The organism is Streptomyces ardesiacus (assembly GCF_003112575.1).
GTDB classification, from domain to species: Bacteria; Actinomycetota; Actinomycetes; order Streptomycetales; family Streptomycetaceae; genus Streptomyces; species Streptomyces ardesiacus.
Map to the genome: position 1 here is coordinate 871141 of NZ_BEWC01000002.1, position 14349 is coordinate 885489.

The following is a 14349-nucleotide window of genomic DNA, read 5'->3' on the forward strand; positions in this document are numbered from 1 at the left end:
AGACGGAAGAACCGCATGCGGAAGATACTCGTCGTCGGAGCCGGCCAGTCCGGTCTCCAGCTCGCCCTCGGCCTGCAGTCGCACGGCTACGAGGTCACCCTGATGTCGAACCGGACCGCGGACGAGATCCGCACCGGCCGGGTCATGTCGACGCAGTGCATGTTCCACACGGCACTCCAGCACGAGCGCGATCTCCAGTTGAACTTCTGGGAGTCCCAGGCCCCGAAGATCCAGGGACTCGGCGTCTCGGTGGCGGCCCCCGGCTCCTTCGACCCGGGCCCCTCGCAGCGCGCGATCGACTGGCTCGGGCGCCTCGACGGCTTCGCGCAGTCGGTCGACCAGCGGGTGAAGATGGCCGGCTGGATGGAGACCTTCGCCCAGCGCGGCGGCCAACTGGTCATCCACGGCGCGGCCGTCGGCGACCTGGACTACTTCTCCCGCGCCTACGACCTCGTCCTGGTCTCGGCGGGCAAGGGCGAGCTGGTCCAGATGTTCGGCCGCGACGCGGAGCGGTCCCCGTACAGCGAGCCGCAGCGCGCCCTCGCCGTCGCCTACGTCCACGGGATGGCTCCGCGCCCGGAGCACCCGGAGACGGAGGCCGTGCGCTGCAACCTGGTGCCGGGCGTCGGCGAGATGTTCATCATGCCGACGTTCACCACCTCGGGCCGCGCCGACATCCTGTTCTGGGAGGGCATACCCGGCGGCCCGCTCGACGCCTTCAAGGACGTCAAGGACCCCTCGGAGCACCTCTCCCTGACCCTGGAACTCATGGAGAAGTTCCTCCCCTGGGAGTACGCGCGGGCCACCAAGGTCGAACTGACCGACGCCGGCGGCACCCTGGCCGGCCGCTACGCCCCCACCGTCCGCAACCCGGTCGGCCGCCTCCCCGGCGGCGGTGCCGTCCTCGGTGTCGCCGACGTGGTCGTCGCCAACGACCCGATCACCGGGCAGGGCTCCAACTCCGCCTCCAAGTGCGCCGCCTCCTACCTCGCCTCGATCATCGAGCACGGGGACAAGGAGTTCGACGAGGCCTGGATGCAGCAGACCTTCGACCGCTACTGGGAGACGGCCCGGCACGTCACCAAGTGGACGAACACCATGCTCGCCCCGCCGCCGGAGCACATCCTCAACCTGTTCGGCGCCGCCGGCCGGCTCCAGCCCATCGCCGACCGCGTCGCCAACGGCTTCGACGACCCGTCCGACTTCGAGAACTTCTTCTACGACCCGGCGAAGACGGAGAGCTACCTGGCGGAGGTCTCCGGCGCGGCCGGCGCGTAGGAGTCCGCGTACCCCTCGTCCGACCCGTCCGCGGCCCCCGGGGGGAGCCTCGGAGGCGTGTAGCGCCCTACCGGCTCCCCGTCCGGGTCGGGGCGCACGGCGCCCAGGACCGGGTTGGCGGCGATCGGCGACACCTTGACGGCGGCACCGGGGCGCGGCGCCTGGACCACCATGCCGTCGCCCAGGTACAGCGCGACGTGGGTGGCCTCGGGGAAGTACACGACCAGGTCGCCGGGGCGCAGCGCGTCCAGCGGCACGTGCTCCAGGCGCGCCCACTGCTCCTGGCTGGTCCGGGGGATGGGCGTCCCGGCGCGCTGCCAGGCGACCGAGGTCAGCCCCGAGCAGTCGTAGGACGCCGGGCCCTCGGCGCCCCACTCGTAGGGCTTGCCGAGCTGCTCCACCGCGAAGCGCACCGCCCGGTCGCCCTCGGCTGAGGGCCTGGCGTCGTCGCCGAGCGCGCCGGACGCCAGGAAGCGCTCCTGCTGCTCGGCCGCTCCGCTCCGCTCCAGCTCCGCCACCGCGGCCAGTTGGTCGGGGGTGAGCGAGGCGAGCAGCTCCTCGACGGCGCCGAGGCGTTCGCGCACGCCGTCGCGTTCCTTCTCCTGGCGCTGGGCGAGGGCGGTCTGCCGGGCCAGCGCCGCGCGCGAGCGCCGGGACAGCTCCCCGGCCTTCTTCTCCGCACCCGTCAGGCGGCCCACGGTCTCGACCCGTTCGCGGGCCAGCCGGCCGATCACGTGCCCCTGGTCGACCGCGTGCTGCGGGTCGCGGGCCAGCAGCAGCCGCAGGTAGGGGGAGAGGCCGCTGCTGCTCTGGTACTGCTGCCGGGCCAGCCGTCCGGCCGCGCCCCGGCTGTCGCTCAGGGAGTGCCGGGCCCGGGCCAGCTCGGCGTCCAGCCTGCGCACCTCGGCGCGCTGCCGGCGCAGCCGCTCCTCGGTGGCGTTGTAGGTCTCGGTCGCCCGTTCCGCCTCCCGGTACAGCCGCTGAAGGTCCGTCAGCAGACCGGCCACGGTGCGGTCGCCGGTCGTGCCGGGTGCGGGTTCGGCGGCGGCGGGTACGGGCGCGAGCGCGATCCCGGCCGCGAGCGCCGCCGTACACGCCCGTCGCAGAAGCCTTCCTGACACACCATCACCTCCGGTGCGGGGCGGTGGGTCCGCTCCGCACGGCGAGCATGGGGCGGGTCCGCGGGCTTCGCGCGGCGAGTGTGCGCGGATCGGCGCAACCGGGTCACCCGTCCGCGTCGTCCGGCTTGCCGCGCGGCGTGGCGTCTGGATCGGAGGCTGCCGGGGGGCCCGGCTTCGACCAGGGCCACTTCCGGCCGGAGCCCTTTCGGCCCGTGGGGTCGTACGTGTACTTCCAGCGGGCGAACCGCAGCCCGCCCCGGGCGTCCCGGGGCTCCCTGCGGTACACCAGGACGGTGGGCGGGCCGCCGTCCGGGTCCGGCACGGGGATGCGGTACGTCTTCGGCGGGTGCCCGGTCATCCCGACCAGGACGGGCAGCACGCGTCCGTCCATGGGGCCGCCCTCGAAGGGGGTGTCTTCGCTCTTCACGGCACCAGTGTCGGTGATCGGCGCACCGGGTCAGAGGTCCGCCGCGAGTGCCTCGACCAGTCCGGCGGTCTGCGGGTCGCGGCGCGCGGTGACCGTCAGCACGGCGAGGAACTGCTCCACCAGCCACTCCCGCAGCTCGTCGACGGGCGGCTGCTTGTCCTCGTCGAGCCAGATCAGCGAGGCCGCCTCCACCGCAGTGATCCACATCCGGACGGTCATCCGCAGCCGGGGGCCCGGCGCGGCGACGTCCAGGTGGCTCAGGATGTGCTCGGCGGCGGCCCGGCGGACGCCGTCCACGATGCCCGAGGTCTGCGAGGTCTCGACCACGCTGCCGCCCCGCAGCAGGGCGCTGAAGCCGGTGTCGTGCTCGTCGACGAAGGCGAGGTAGCGGTCCAGCGCGCGGGAGAGCCGGGCCAGCAGCGGGCCCACCCGGGGCTCGTCGAAGCACAGGCGCAGCTCGGCGGCGGCGGAGCCGAGCGCGGCCTCGTAGAGCTGCTGCTTGCCGCCGGGGAAGTACCGGTACACCAGCGGCCGCGAGACCCCGGCCTGCTCGGCCACGTCGTCCAGGGAGACCTCCTCCGGGGGCCGGTGCGCGAAGAGGACGAGCGCCGCGTCCAGCAGCTGGACGCGGCGCTCCTCGACGCTGAGGCGGCGGTAGGCGGGGGTGGAGGCCTGCGGGGTCATGAACCGCAGCGTAACCCGCCCAACCGGGCGCTCCCTCATGCCGGCGGAGCCGACCGGCCCGACTAGGCCAGCAGCCCCGACGACCGCCACAGCTTCCGGCCGACGCCGCGCAGGACGCCGATGTCGTCCAGGAAGTCCGTCAGGCGCTTCGCGCCGGTCTGCATGATCTCCTTGCGGTGGCCGCTGGCCTTGACCTGGGCCAGGGCCTCGCGCTTGTCGAGGCCGACGTTCGTGTAGACCTCCGGGTTGATGAAGGCGATGGAGAAGACGCGGGCGAACTCGCCGGAGGTGACCCGCGTGAACTCCTGGGACCACTTCGGTGCCGTCACCATCTGCCGGCGCAGCTCCTCGCGGGCGTACCGCACGTGCCGCGCCTCCTCCACGACGTGGATGCGCGTGACGCCCCGGATCAGCGGCTGGACCCGCTCGTCCGGGAAGGTCAGCCGCTGCATCCAGTCCAGGACCTCCTCGCCGAGCAGCGTGGCGGTGAAGGAACCGGGCGTGGTGGAGATCGTCTTGAACAGGCGCCCCAGGTGCTGGTGGACCGGGCTCACCGGGTACCACGGGGTCCCGCCGCGCGATATCAGCCGGGCGAACATCTTCGAGTGCCGGCACTCGTCCTCGATCTCGGTGAGCGCGTAGCGCACGTGGGCGCTGGTCGCCGACTTGTCGTAGATGTGCCGGACCAGGAGCTGCATCAGGATCAGCTCGAACCAGATGCCGAGCGAGGCGAGCGCGGCGGCCTCGTGCTGGGAGAGCAGGATGCGCTGCTCCTCGCTCATCCGCTGCCACATCGGGGTGTCGTACAGCGACACCAGCTCCGGCGGCCAGAACCACTTGCCGTCCTCGAACGGCGCGTCCCAGTCCAGCTCCTTGTCCGGGTCGAAGGAGTGCTTGGCGGACGAGTCGAGCAGCCGTTCGGCCACCTGCTCCCGGTCCTTGAGCAGGCCGAGCGCGTCGCGCAGGCCCTCGAGCGCGTCGGCTTCCGTCAGGGTCGTCATGACTGTGTCCCACCTCGTCGAACGGATCGTGTTACCCGCGGTCACTCCACCTTGCTCCGTCTTATGAGACTGCCTGTCAGCAAGCCCGTCAATCCCCTGCGCGGAACTTGTTGACTGCGAGTAAAGAAGTGAGAGGTGCTCAGGTGTCCAGACCGAGCAGCCCAGCCCCTCCGGCACCTCGCCCGCCACCGGCACCGAGGCTCCGGCGGGGCAGGACGTCCGCAGGGTGAAGGCGTACGGCGTCGGGCCGTGGCTGCGCAGGTGGAGCAGCCGGGACTCCGCCTCCGCGACCGTCGGACGGTGGCCCGCCGGCACCCACCCCAGGGTGGTGACGGCCTCGGCCGGCTTCTCGAACCACTCCCTGCGCCACGCCGGCATCTCCCGGTGCCGCCCCGGGTGCATGAACGCGGTCAGCGCGTCCGCGTCGCGCCGGACCGTCAGGTCGACGATCGGCCGGGCGTCGCCGAAGACGGGGATGTCGGTCGCGTCCCCGCCCTCGCTCCGCAGGCGCCGCACGAAGCCGTCCGCGGCGTCGGCGGAGGCGTTGACCGGATCGAGCGCGTCCACGAAGTCCTTCAACCGCGGGGAGTCCAGCGGGGCGTTGAGGCGGGCGATGTCGACCTGGGCGAGTTCGCAGGCGGCGTCAGCCATGTACCGGAGGTCAGGGCGGTGGCCGTGCGGTGCGGTACCCCCGTCTCACCCGCCGAGCACCGCCTCCCTCACCCGCCGAGCACCGCCTCCATCACCCCCCGCGCGATCGGCGCCGCCAGCCCGCCCCCGCTGACGCCCTCCCGGTCCGCCGCCGAGCCCTCGACCACCACCGCGACCGCGACCCGGGGCTCCGCGTCCCCGTCGCCCCGCGCCCAGGAGATGAACCACGCGTACGGCGTGCCCGAGTTGCCCACCCCGTGCTGGGCCGTGCCGGTCTTGCCGCCCACGGTCGCACCCGGGATCGCGGCCTTCGCGCCCGTGCCGTTGTCCACGACGCCGGTCATCAGCTCCTTGAGCAGCGCCGCCGTCGAGGGGCGCATCACCTCCCGGGAGGGACGCGACCCGGCCGCCGCCACCAGGCTCCCGCCCGCCCGCGTCGTCCGCTCCACCAGGTACGGCTGGCGCACCTGGCCGCCGCCCGCGACCGCCGCCGCCACCATCGCCATCTGCAGGGGCGTCGCCCGGGTGTTGTACTGCCCGATCGAGGACAGTCCGAGCTGCGCCCGGTCCACCGAGGTGTCGAAGCTGCTGCGCGCGACGGGGAAGGGGACCCGCAGCCCGTCGTCGTTGAAGCCGAAGGCCTCCGCCGTCGACGTCATGCCGCGCACCCCCACGTCCACGCCGAGCTTGGCGAACACCGTGTTGCAGGACCACTCGAACGCCTCCCGCAGCGAGGCGTCGCGGCACCCGTCGGACTCGTTGGTCAGCTTCGTCCGCGTCCCGGGCAGCGTGTACGGGTCGGGGGAGCGGGTCGGCGCGTCCAGGTCGCGGATCACCCCCGAGTCCAGCGCCGCCGCCGCGGTGACCACCTTGAAGGTCGACCCCGGCGGATAGGTCCGGCTCACCGCCCGGTTGAGCATCGGCTTGTCCGGGTCGGCGTTGAGCCGGTTCCAGGTACGGGTGGCGGCCGCGCTGTTGCCGGACAGCGACTGGGGGTCGTAGGAAGGGGTGGAGACCAGGGCCAGGACGCGGCCCGTGGCCGGCTCGATCGCGGCCACCGCCCCCTTGCGCCCTCCGAGCCCCTCGAACGCCGCCCGCTGCGCGGCCCCGTCGATCGTCGTCACGACGTCGCCGCCCGGGTTGGGGGCGCCCGTGACGTCGTTCCACAGCGGCAGCGGCGCGAGCATCGGGTCGGCGCCGGACAGCAGGCCGTCCTCGGCGTGCTCCAGCAGCGTCGTCCCGTACGCCTGCGAGGCGAAGCCGGTGACCGGCGCGTACATCGGCCCGTTCGCGTACGTCCGCTCGTAGCGCAGGTGCTCGCCCGTGTCCCGGGAGCCGGTGACCGCCTTGCCGCCGACCAGGATGTCGCCGCGCGGCTGCTGGTAACGGGCGATGTCGGGGCGGCGGTTGGCCGGGTTGTCGTCGTACTCCGGGGCCTGGACGATCTGCACCCGGGCCGCGTTGACCACCAGGGCGACCAGCAGCAGGGCGCAGAAGACGGCCGCGTGCCGGATGTTCCGGGTCACCGGACCCGCTCCCCGCTCACGGCTCCGCCCGCCCGCCGGCCTGGCTGCGGGCCGCGTGGCTCACCCGGATCAGCAGCGCCACGATCGCCCAGTTGGTGACGACGGAGGAACCGCCTTGGGCCAGGAACGGCATCGCCATGCCGGTCAGCGGGATCAGCCCGGTCACCCCGCCCGCGATGACGAACACCTGGAGCGCCACGATCGAGGAGAGGCCGACGGCCAGCAGCCGCCCGAAGGGGTCGCGGGCGCCGAGCCCGGCCCGGTAGCCGCGTTCCACCAGCAGCCCGTACAGCAGGAAGACGGCGGTCAGGCCGAGGAAGCCCAGCTCCTCCCCGGCCGTCGCCAGGATGAAGTCCGACTTGACGGCGAAGCCGATCAGGACCGAATGGCCGAGGCCGAGGCCCGTGCCGGTCACCCCGCCCGCCGCGAACGCGAAGAGCGACTGGGCCAGTTGGTTCGGGCCGTGGCCCGCCTCGATGGACGCGAAGGGGTGCAGCCAGTCCTCCACCCGGCTGTGCACGTGCGGCTCCAGCCAGCCCACCGCGACCGCGCCCAGCGAGGCCAGCAGCAGACCGACGGCGATCCAGCCGGTGCGGCCGGTGGCGACGTAGAGCAGGACCACGAACAGGCCGAAGAAGAGCAGCGAGGTGCCCAGGTCGCGCTCCAGGACCAGCACGCCGACGCTGACCAGCCACACCGCGAGGATCGGGCCCAGCACCCGCCCGGTGGGCAACTGCAGCCGCCACACCCTGCGCCCCGCGTACGCCAGCGCGCTGCGGTTGGCGGCCAGGTAGGCGGCGAAGAACACCGCGAGCAGCACCTTGGCGAACTCGCCGGGCTGGATGGAGAAGTCCGCGATCCGGATCCAGATGCGCGCGCCGTTCACCGCCGGGAAGAGGATCGGCACCGTGAGCAGCGCGAGCGCGGCGGCGACGCACACGTAGGCGTAGCGCTGCAGGACGCGGTGGTCGCGCAGGAGCAGGACGACCACGATGAACAGGGCGACACCCAGCGTCGACCACACCAGCTGGGCCGGTGCCGCCCGGTCGCCCGGCGTCTCCAGGTCGAGCCGGTAGATCAGCACCAGGCCGAGGCCGTTGAGCAGCACGCCGATGGGCAGCAGCAGCGGGTCCGCGTACGGGGCGCGCAGCCGCACCGCCAGGTGGGCGAGGAGGGCGAGCACCCCGAGCCCGGCGCCGTAACCGGCGGCGCCGGGCGGGAGGGCGTCGTGCCGCGCGAGGCCGACGTTGCAGTAGCCGAACACCGACAGCAGGACGGCCAGCAGGATCAGCGCGAGTTCGATCCCCCGGCGCCGGGGGAGACGGGCGACGGGAGCGGGGGTGTCCGCCTGTGCCACGGTGAGTCCGGTTCCGGTTCCGGCCTTGGTCATGTCCGGAACTTACCCAGATGTGATGGTCTGCGCGGCGTCTGGTTCAGCACCAGCGCGGCGCGGGGCCGACGGTGTCGATGGAACGGGCAGCGTCCCAGGCCCCGGTGCCGTCCGTGAGGAGGTACCAGAGGGGGTTGCCCCGGACCTTCGGGCCGGGCGTCTTGCAGTGGATCGAGACGACCTCGCCCCGGCGGGCGTGACGGCTGACCTCCGGCCCCCGGCTCGGCGAGGTGCGCAGGGCGAGCCGCTCGGCCGTCACGACGCCCCGGTAGCGGCCCTGCCGCTCCTGGCGGCCGTCGCCCCCGCCCCACGCGTCGCCGTCGCCGCATCCGTCACCGTTTCCGCCGCCGGTGACGGCGGGCGCGGAGTCCGCGTCCTCGCCCCGGCCGTCGTGCGCGACGGCGGGCGTGACGGCGACGGCGGTGGCGGGTGCGCCGGCCGCGAGGGCGGCGGCGAGGCCGCGGACCAGCGGGAAGCGCGAGGCCGGTGCGGGCGGGTGCGGCATGGGAGTACCTCCCGGGAGCGAACAGGTCTTCAGGTGACTAACCGCCACATTAGGAGCGCCCGCAGGGCACCGCCCGCCGCACTGAGCCATCGGTGCGGGCACCGCGGCCGGGCCGCGGACGGGGCCGGGTCAGGGCCGGTGGGGCAGCGTCAGCCGGGCCAGCGCCCCGCCGTCCGGCGGGTTGGTGAACTCCAGCCGCGCCCCGAGCACCTCGGCCTGTCCCAGCGCGATGGTCAGCCCCAGGCCGTGCCCCTTGGTCCCGCCCTCGGTGCGAAAGCGCTGGGGCCCGTGCGCGAGCAGGTACTCCGGATAGCCGTCCCCGTGGTCCCGCACGGTGATCACCGCACCGTCCACCGTCAGCACCACCGGCCCCCGCCCGTGCCGGTGCGCGTTGGTGACCAGGTTGCCCAGCACCCGCTCCAGGCGCCGCCGGTCGGTCTCCACCCGGGCGTCCCGTGCGACGTCCACCCGCGTGTCGGTGCCCGAGCCCCGTACCACCCGCCGGGCCAGCGCGCCCAGCTCCTCCGGCTCCGTCTCCAGCCGCTCCCGCCCGCTCTCCAGCCGGGAGATCTCCAGCAGGTCCTCGGTCAGCGTGCGCAGCGCCGCCACCCGGTCCCGCACCAGCTCGGTGGGGCGGCCCGGCGGCAGCAGCTCGGCCGCCGCGTGCAGACCGGTGAGCGGGGTGCGCAGCTCGTGCGCCACGTCGGCGGTGAACCGCTGCTCGGCCAGCAGCTTGCCCTGCAGGGACGACGCCATGGAGTCCAGCGCGGCGGCGACCGACGCCACCTCGTCCTGCGGGCGCGTCGGATCCTGTGCGCGCGGATCGCCGACCCGTGCGTCGAGGTCGCCCGCGCTGATCCGCCGCGCCACCCGCGCCGTCGTGTGCAGCCGCCGCGTCACCCGCGTCACCGCGAACGCGCCGACCAGCAGCGTCGCCCCGATCGCCAGTCCCGACGCCCACACCAGGGTGTGGTCCAGGCCCTCGATGGTGGCCCGGCCCTGGGAGTGGTCGACCCGCACCGCCAGGGCCCGGCCGCCGTCGGCGGGGCCCGCCGCCCACATCGTGGGGCGCCCCTCGTACTCGGCGACCATCGTGCCGCGCCGCCCCGACACGGCCAGCTCGCGCAGGGCTCGCGGCAGCCCCGGCGGATCGACGCCGGCCCCGCGCCGCAGCGGGTCCCCGGCCTCGTAGGACTCCGTCGCGTCCCGCAGCCGGGCCAGGGCGACGTCACGCGCCTGGCCGACGGTCCGGTCGGTGACCGAGACGTGCACCAGGACGCCGAGCAGCGCGGCGAGCGCGCAGCACATCACGGTGATGAAGACGGCCGCCTTCACCGCCAGCGGCCCGGCCCACCGGGGGAGGGCGAGCCTCACCGGGCGCTCGCCGGGGACGACGCGGAGGGAGAACCGGACGGCGAGGGCGACGGTGACGGCGACGCCGATGCGGACGGACGCCTCGTGTGCCGTCCGCCGTCGTCGGTGCGCAGCATCTCGTCGCTGGTCAGCAGCATGGCCCGCTGGTCCGGGGCCCAGGTCCACTGCAGGCGGTACTCGTAGCCGGCCACCTCCGAGGGCGAGCGGACGATCACCGTCCGCCCGGCCAGCTCGACCGCGCTCACGGCGTCCTGGTACGACATGACCCGCACCAGCCGGCCCTTCTCGACGGTGTACACGCGTACGGCGGTCAGCTTCTCCGGCAGCAGCCGGAACCCCAGCGTCATCTCGGGGCGCCCGTCGCCGGTCAGGTCGCGGTAGTACGGCCGCAGCACCGGGCAGCGGCCGGCCGCGTCCCCGGCCCCCTGTCCGCAGTCCGCCATCCGCCCGGACGTCTCGTGGTACGGCGCCTTCGCGCCCGCGTAGTCCTCCGGGTGCGCGGCGATCTCGGCCCGCACCGCGGCCACCGGGTCCACCCTGCGGATGTCGCCCCCGGGCACGGCGACGCCCTCGACCACCGCGTGCTCCACCTCGCCGATGTCGTACGCCGGACTCGACGCCGGCGTCAGGCCGGGCCAGAGCCGGGCCGGATCCCGTGCGGGGGGCGTCGCCCCGGCGGCACGCAGCCCGCCGGTGTCCCCGCAGGCGGCCAGCGTCCCGGCGGCGGCCGCGGTCGCCAGGAGCAGCGCGAGGGCGGCGGAGACGCGGGCGGGGCGCCCGCGGCGGCTCGGGAGCACTGCACTCCTGGGGTCGGGATCGGCGATCGGCGTCTGCGGGGCAGCGGGCGTCGCCGTACGCGTCTTCGTACGGAAGACCATTTTGCGTGCGCACGGGCCCGCCGGGCTACTCGGCCAGGTCCTCCAGCAGCCGTACGGCGGCCAGCCCCGCCCGCAGGTAGGCCACGAACAGGTCGTTGTGCAGCGCCCAGGGCGAGCGCCGGGTGCGGATCAGCCGGATCGCGTCCTCGGCGCCGCAGCCCCGGCGCATCAGCGCGTGCGCGACGACGAGACCGGAACGGTTGTAGCCGTGATAACAGCGGACGAGCACCTTGCGGCCCTCGTCCAGGGCCTCGCCCGCCGCCTCCCCCAGCCGGATCACCCCGGCGAGCTGCGTGCCGTCCAGGGGACCGTCGGGGATGGGCCACACATGGTGCTCGACGTCCTCGTCCGGGCCGTGCCCCGGCAGTCGCAGCAGCGTCTGCACGAGGTCGAACTCGTCCCGCACGACGGCGAACTCCAGCCGCCCGGCCGCCCGCCGGAACTCGTGCCCGCCCATCCACAGACCCGGCACGATCTCGTCCCACGGCCGGTCCGGAGCCGGCACGTCCGGACCTTCCCCACGGGTTCGCACAGGCACCTCCCCAGTCCCGCCCAGGGCTTGCCCGATTCCCCTCAAAGGTAACCGGGTTCTTGCCCCGGCAGCACCCCTCCTGGTCCCATGGAGAGGGGTGTTGTGCGTGGACGGACTGCGCGTCGTACCGACCCGGCGGCACGGCCGGGAACGGCTCTACGTCTGCCTCCCGGACGGCGCGAACGTCGCCTGGTACGACCGGGAGGCGGCCCGCGTCAACCTGCTGGGCGACGACCGCCGGGAGGAGGTCCTGCGGGCCCTGGCCCCCTTCCTCACCGGCCCGGTGACCGTCGGCCCGCCCCCGGTCCCGACCCCGGCCGAGCTGGCCCGGCTCGCCCTCCACCCGGACGACGACCTCGCCCCCAACCGGCCCGGCGAGGCGCTCCTGGTCGCCCTGGAGCGCGAACCCGGCCCGGCGCACCGGCTGCGCCCCGACCCGCGCCGCCGGGCGCTGGCCGCCGAGCAGGCGACGGGGGAGGCGCTCGACCGCCTCGACGGCGCCGGCTGGCACACCCTGCACTCCCTCCCGCTGCCCGGCGGCGACCGCGTCCACCACCTGCTGATCGGACCCGGGGGCCTCTTCGCCCTCCACGTGCTGCCCGCCCGCAGGCACCGGGTGCGGGTCGCCGACCCCCTGGTGACGCTGGGCCGCGGCGCACCGCTTCCCCTGCTGCGCCGGGTCCGCGCCGACGCCGACCGGGCCTCGTACGCCCTGACCGCCCAGGTGCGTCCCGTCCTCGTCCTGGTCGAGCCCGCGCGCGTGAGCCTCACCGCCCCGCCGCGCTCCGTGCGCGTCCTCACGGACCGCGAGCTGCCGCGGCTGGCCCGGACGGGCGGCATGCTGAAACCGGCGGACGTGGAGGCCCTGCACGCCGTGGCCCGCGACCGCGCCACCTGGGCCCGCCTGTGAACCGCGCCCGGGGTCAGGGCAGTACTGCCGCCCGCCCCCGGTCGAAGAGCGGCGCGAGCAGGTCGCCGTAGTCCTCCACCCGGGGCCCCACGTCCGCGGTCCGGAAGACGAACTGCTCCGCCCGCCCGCACCCGGCGACCTCGTCCCACGTCACCGGGGTGGACACCGCCGGTACGTCGCGCGCCCGCACGGTGTAGGGGGCGGCCGTGGTCTTGCGGGCGGCGTTCTGGCTCCAGTCCACGAACACCTTCCCCGGCCGCAGGCTGCGCGTCATCCGGTGCACCACCAGCGCGGGCAGCGCCTTCTCCGCCTCCACCGCCAGCGCCTTCGCGTACTCCGACACCCGCTCCGAGGAGGCGCCCCGCACGCCCGCCAGCAGGTGCAGGCCCTTGGCCCCCGACGTCTTGGCGTACGCCTCGACGCCGTCCGCCGCCAGCCGGTCCCGCAGCCACAGCGCGACCTCGCAGCACTGCACCACGGTCGCGGGCGCCCCGGGGTCCAGGTCGAACACCAGCCGGTCGGCCTCGCCGGGGTCCCCGGCGGTCCACTGGTGGGTGTGGAACTCGGTCACCAGGTTCGCCGCCCACATCAGGCTCGCCAGGTCCTGCACCAGCACCATCCGGGCCGGGCCCTCCGAGCGCGGCACCTCGGCCGTGGTGACCCACTCGGGCGTACCCGGCGGCACGTTCTTGGTGAAGAACACCTGGCCGTCCGGGCCGTCCGGATACCGCAGGAAGGAGACCGGACGGTCCCGCAGGTGCGGCAGCAGCACCTGAGCGGTCGTCGCGTAGTAGTGCAGCAGCTCGCCCTTGGTGAGGCCGGCCGCGGGATACAGCACCTTGTCCAGGTTGCTGAGGGCCACCCGCCGCCCCTCCACTTCCGTCATCGGCGCCATATCATGACAATCTCATAAAACAGCGACGAAATGCCCGAGAGGAACGGTGCTGCACGTGCGATCCATCTGGAACGGCGCCATCTCCTTCGGCCTGGTCAGCATCCCGATCAAGCTGGTGAACGCGACCGAGAGCCACGCGGTCTCCTTCCGTCAGATCCACACGGAGGACGGCGGCCGGATCCGCTACCGCAAGGTGTGCGAACTGGAGGACCGCGAGGTCACCCAGGCCGAGATCGGCAAGGCCTACGAGGACGCCGACGGCGCGATGATCCCGATCACCGACGAGGACCTCTCCCAGCTCCCGATCCCGACGGCCCGCACGATCGAGATCGTGGCCTTCGTGCCCGAGGACCGCATCGACCCGCTCCAGATGGGCTCGGCCTACTACCTCGCGGCGAGCGGCGCGCCCGCCGCCAAGCCGTACACACTGCTGCGCGAGGCGCTCAAGCGCAGCAACCGGGTCGCGATCGCCAAGTTCGCGCTGCGCGGCCGGGAACGCCTCGGCATGCTCCGGGTCGTCGGCGACGCCATCGCGATGCACGGCCTGCTGTGGCCGGACGAGGTCCGGGCCCCCGAGGGCGTCGCCCCGGAGGGCGGCGTCACCGTGCGCGACCAGGAACTGGACCTCGCGGACGCCCTCATGGACACCCTCGGCGAGATCGACCTGGACGACCTGCACGACGAGTACCGGGAGGCCGTCGAGGAGGTCGTCGCCGCCAAGGCTGCCGGGGAGCGGCCCCCGGAGTCCCGCGAGGAGGCGGCCCCCGGGAAGGTGCTGGACCTGATGGCCGCCCTGGAGAGCAGCGTGCGGGCGGCCCGCGAGTCCCGCGGGGGCGAGGGCGGCGGCACCGACGAGGAGGCCGAGGTCAGGTCCCTGTCGCAGCGCAAGACCGCCTCCCGCCGGACCCCCAAGGAGACCGGGGGCAAGAAGTCCACCTCCACGGCCGCGAAGAAGACGGCGGCGAAGAAGGCGGAGCCGAAGAAGTCGACGGCGAAGTCCGGCGCGTCCGCGCCCGCGAAGAAGACGGCGGCCAAGGGCACCGCCAAGAAGGCCGCGGGCCGCAGCACGGCCAAGGAGAGCGCCAGGAGCACCGGCAGGAGCACGGCCAAGAAGACGGCGTCCCGCAGGCGCAGCGCCTGACGCGCGGACCCCCGCCGCCCGGACGGCAGGTCGTCG

Annotated in this window: 14 protein-coding genes and 1 pseudogene; 3 read left to right on the plus strand and 12 right to left on the minus strand. The window is 74.3% G+C overall.

Annotated features, from left to right (window positions below):
• Nucleotides 1-15: 15 nt before the first annotated feature.
• Complete coding sequence (locus Sdi02f_RS10990; RefSeq protein ID WP_053637528.1) at nt 16-1278, plus strand: styrene monooxygenase/indole monooxygenase family protein; 1263 nt, start codon at nt 16-18, stop codon at nt 1276-1278.
• Here Sdi02f_RS10990 and Sdi02f_RS10995 read toward each other — a convergent pair.
• The 11 genes and pseudogenes from Sdi02f_RS10995 to Sdi02f_RS11045 form a co-directional block, all read right to left on the minus strand.
• Complete coding sequence (locus Sdi02f_RS10995; RefSeq protein WP_108933168.1) at nt 1242-2399, minus strand: C40 family peptidase; 1158 nt, start codon at nt 2397-2399, stop codon at nt 1242-1244. The two genes, Sdi02f_RS10990 and Sdi02f_RS10995, sit on opposite strands and share 37 nt — an antisense overlap.
• Nucleotides 2400-2502: 103 nt before the next feature.
• The gene (locus tag Sdi02f_RS11000) at nt 2503-2826 is read right to left on the minus strand and encodes a DUF8847 domain-containing protein (RefSeq protein ID WP_031082695.1); all 324 of its coding nucleotides are present in this window, start codon (nt 2824-2826) and stop codon (nt 2503-2505) included.
• A gap of 30 nt (nt 2827-2856) precedes the next feature.
• Complete coding sequence (locus tag Sdi02f_RS11005) at nt 2857-3510, minus strand: TetR/AcrR family transcriptional regulator (protein WP_030402783.1); 654 nt, start codon at nt 3508-3510, stop codon at nt 2857-2859.
• A gap of 62 nt (nt 3511-3572) precedes the next feature.
• The gene (locus Sdi02f_RS11010; protein WP_030402782.1) at nt 3573-4511 is read right to left on the minus strand and encodes an AurF N-oxygenase family protein; all 939 of its coding nucleotides are present in this window, start codon (nt 4509-4511) and stop codon (nt 3573-3575) included.
• Between the two features lie 216 nt (nt 4512-4727).
• Nucleotides 4728-5162 (minus strand): annotated as a pseudogene (locus tag Sdi02f_RS11015) (DUF3291 domain-containing protein); the annotation flags it as partial.
• 68 nt (nt 5163-5230) lie between these two features.
• Nucleotides 5231-6688: a penicillin-binding transpeptidase domain-containing protein gene (locus tag Sdi02f_RS11020; protein WP_108933169.1), complete on the minus strand. Its 1458-nt coding sequence runs from the start codon at nt 6686-6688 to the stop codon at nt 5231-5233.
• A 16-nt stretch (nt 6689-6704) separates the two neighbouring features.
• Nucleotides 6705-8078: an FtsW/RodA/SpoVE family cell cycle protein gene (locus tag Sdi02f_RS11025; RefSeq protein WP_030402780.1), complete on the minus strand. Its 1374-nt coding sequence runs from the start codon at nt 8076-8078 to the stop codon at nt 6705-6707.
• A gap of 43 nt (nt 8079-8121) precedes the next feature.
• Nucleotides 8122-8583, minus strand: a complete 462-nt coding sequence (locus Sdi02f_RS11030; protein ID WP_108933170.1) for an SH3 domain-containing protein — start codon at nt 8581-8583, stop codon at nt 8122-8124.
• Nucleotides 8584-8712: 129 nt separating this feature from the next.
• Entirely contained in the window at nt 8713-9957 is a 1245-nt protein-coding gene (locus tag Sdi02f_RS11035; RefSeq protein ID WP_108933171.1) for an ATP-binding protein, read from the minus strand.
• A complete protein-coding gene (locus Sdi02f_RS11040) occupies nt 9954-10754 on the minus strand; it encodes a hypothetical protein (protein ID WP_108933172.1) in 801 nt (266 codons plus the stop codon). Before Sdi02f_RS11040 ends, Sdi02f_RS11035 begins: the two co-directional genes overlap by 4 nt.
• Nucleotides 10755-10860: 106 nt before the next feature.
• The gene (locus Sdi02f_RS11045) at nt 10861-11340 is read right to left on the minus strand and encodes a protein-tyrosine phosphatase family protein (protein ID WP_108933173.1); all 480 of its coding nucleotides are present in this window, start codon (nt 11338-11340) and stop codon (nt 10861-10863) included.
• Between the two features lie 133 nt (nt 11341-11473).
• Between Sdi02f_RS11045 and Sdi02f_RS11050 the strand changes: the two genes are divergently transcribed.
• On the plus strand, nt 11474-12277 hold the full coding sequence (locus Sdi02f_RS11050) for a nuclease-related domain-containing protein (RefSeq protein ID WP_108933174.1): 804 nt from the start codon (nt 11474-11476) through the stop codon (nt 12275-12277).
• 13 nt (nt 12278-12290) lie between these two features.
• Here Sdi02f_RS11050 and ligD read toward each other — a convergent pair whose 3' ends face one another.
• Nucleotides 12291-13172, minus strand: a complete 882-nt coding sequence (ligD, locus tag Sdi02f_RS11055; protein ID WP_030402774.1) for a non-homologous end-joining DNA ligase — start codon at nt 13170-13172, stop codon at nt 12291-12293.
• 55 nt (nt 13173-13227) lie between these two features.
• Between ligD and ku the strand changes: the two genes are divergently transcribed.
• Entirely contained in the window at nt 13228-14313 is a 1086-nt protein-coding gene (gene ku, locus Sdi02f_RS11060; protein ID WP_167458151.1) for a non-homologous end joining protein Ku, read from the plus strand.
• The last annotated feature ends 36 nt before the right edge of the window (nt 14314-14349 follow it).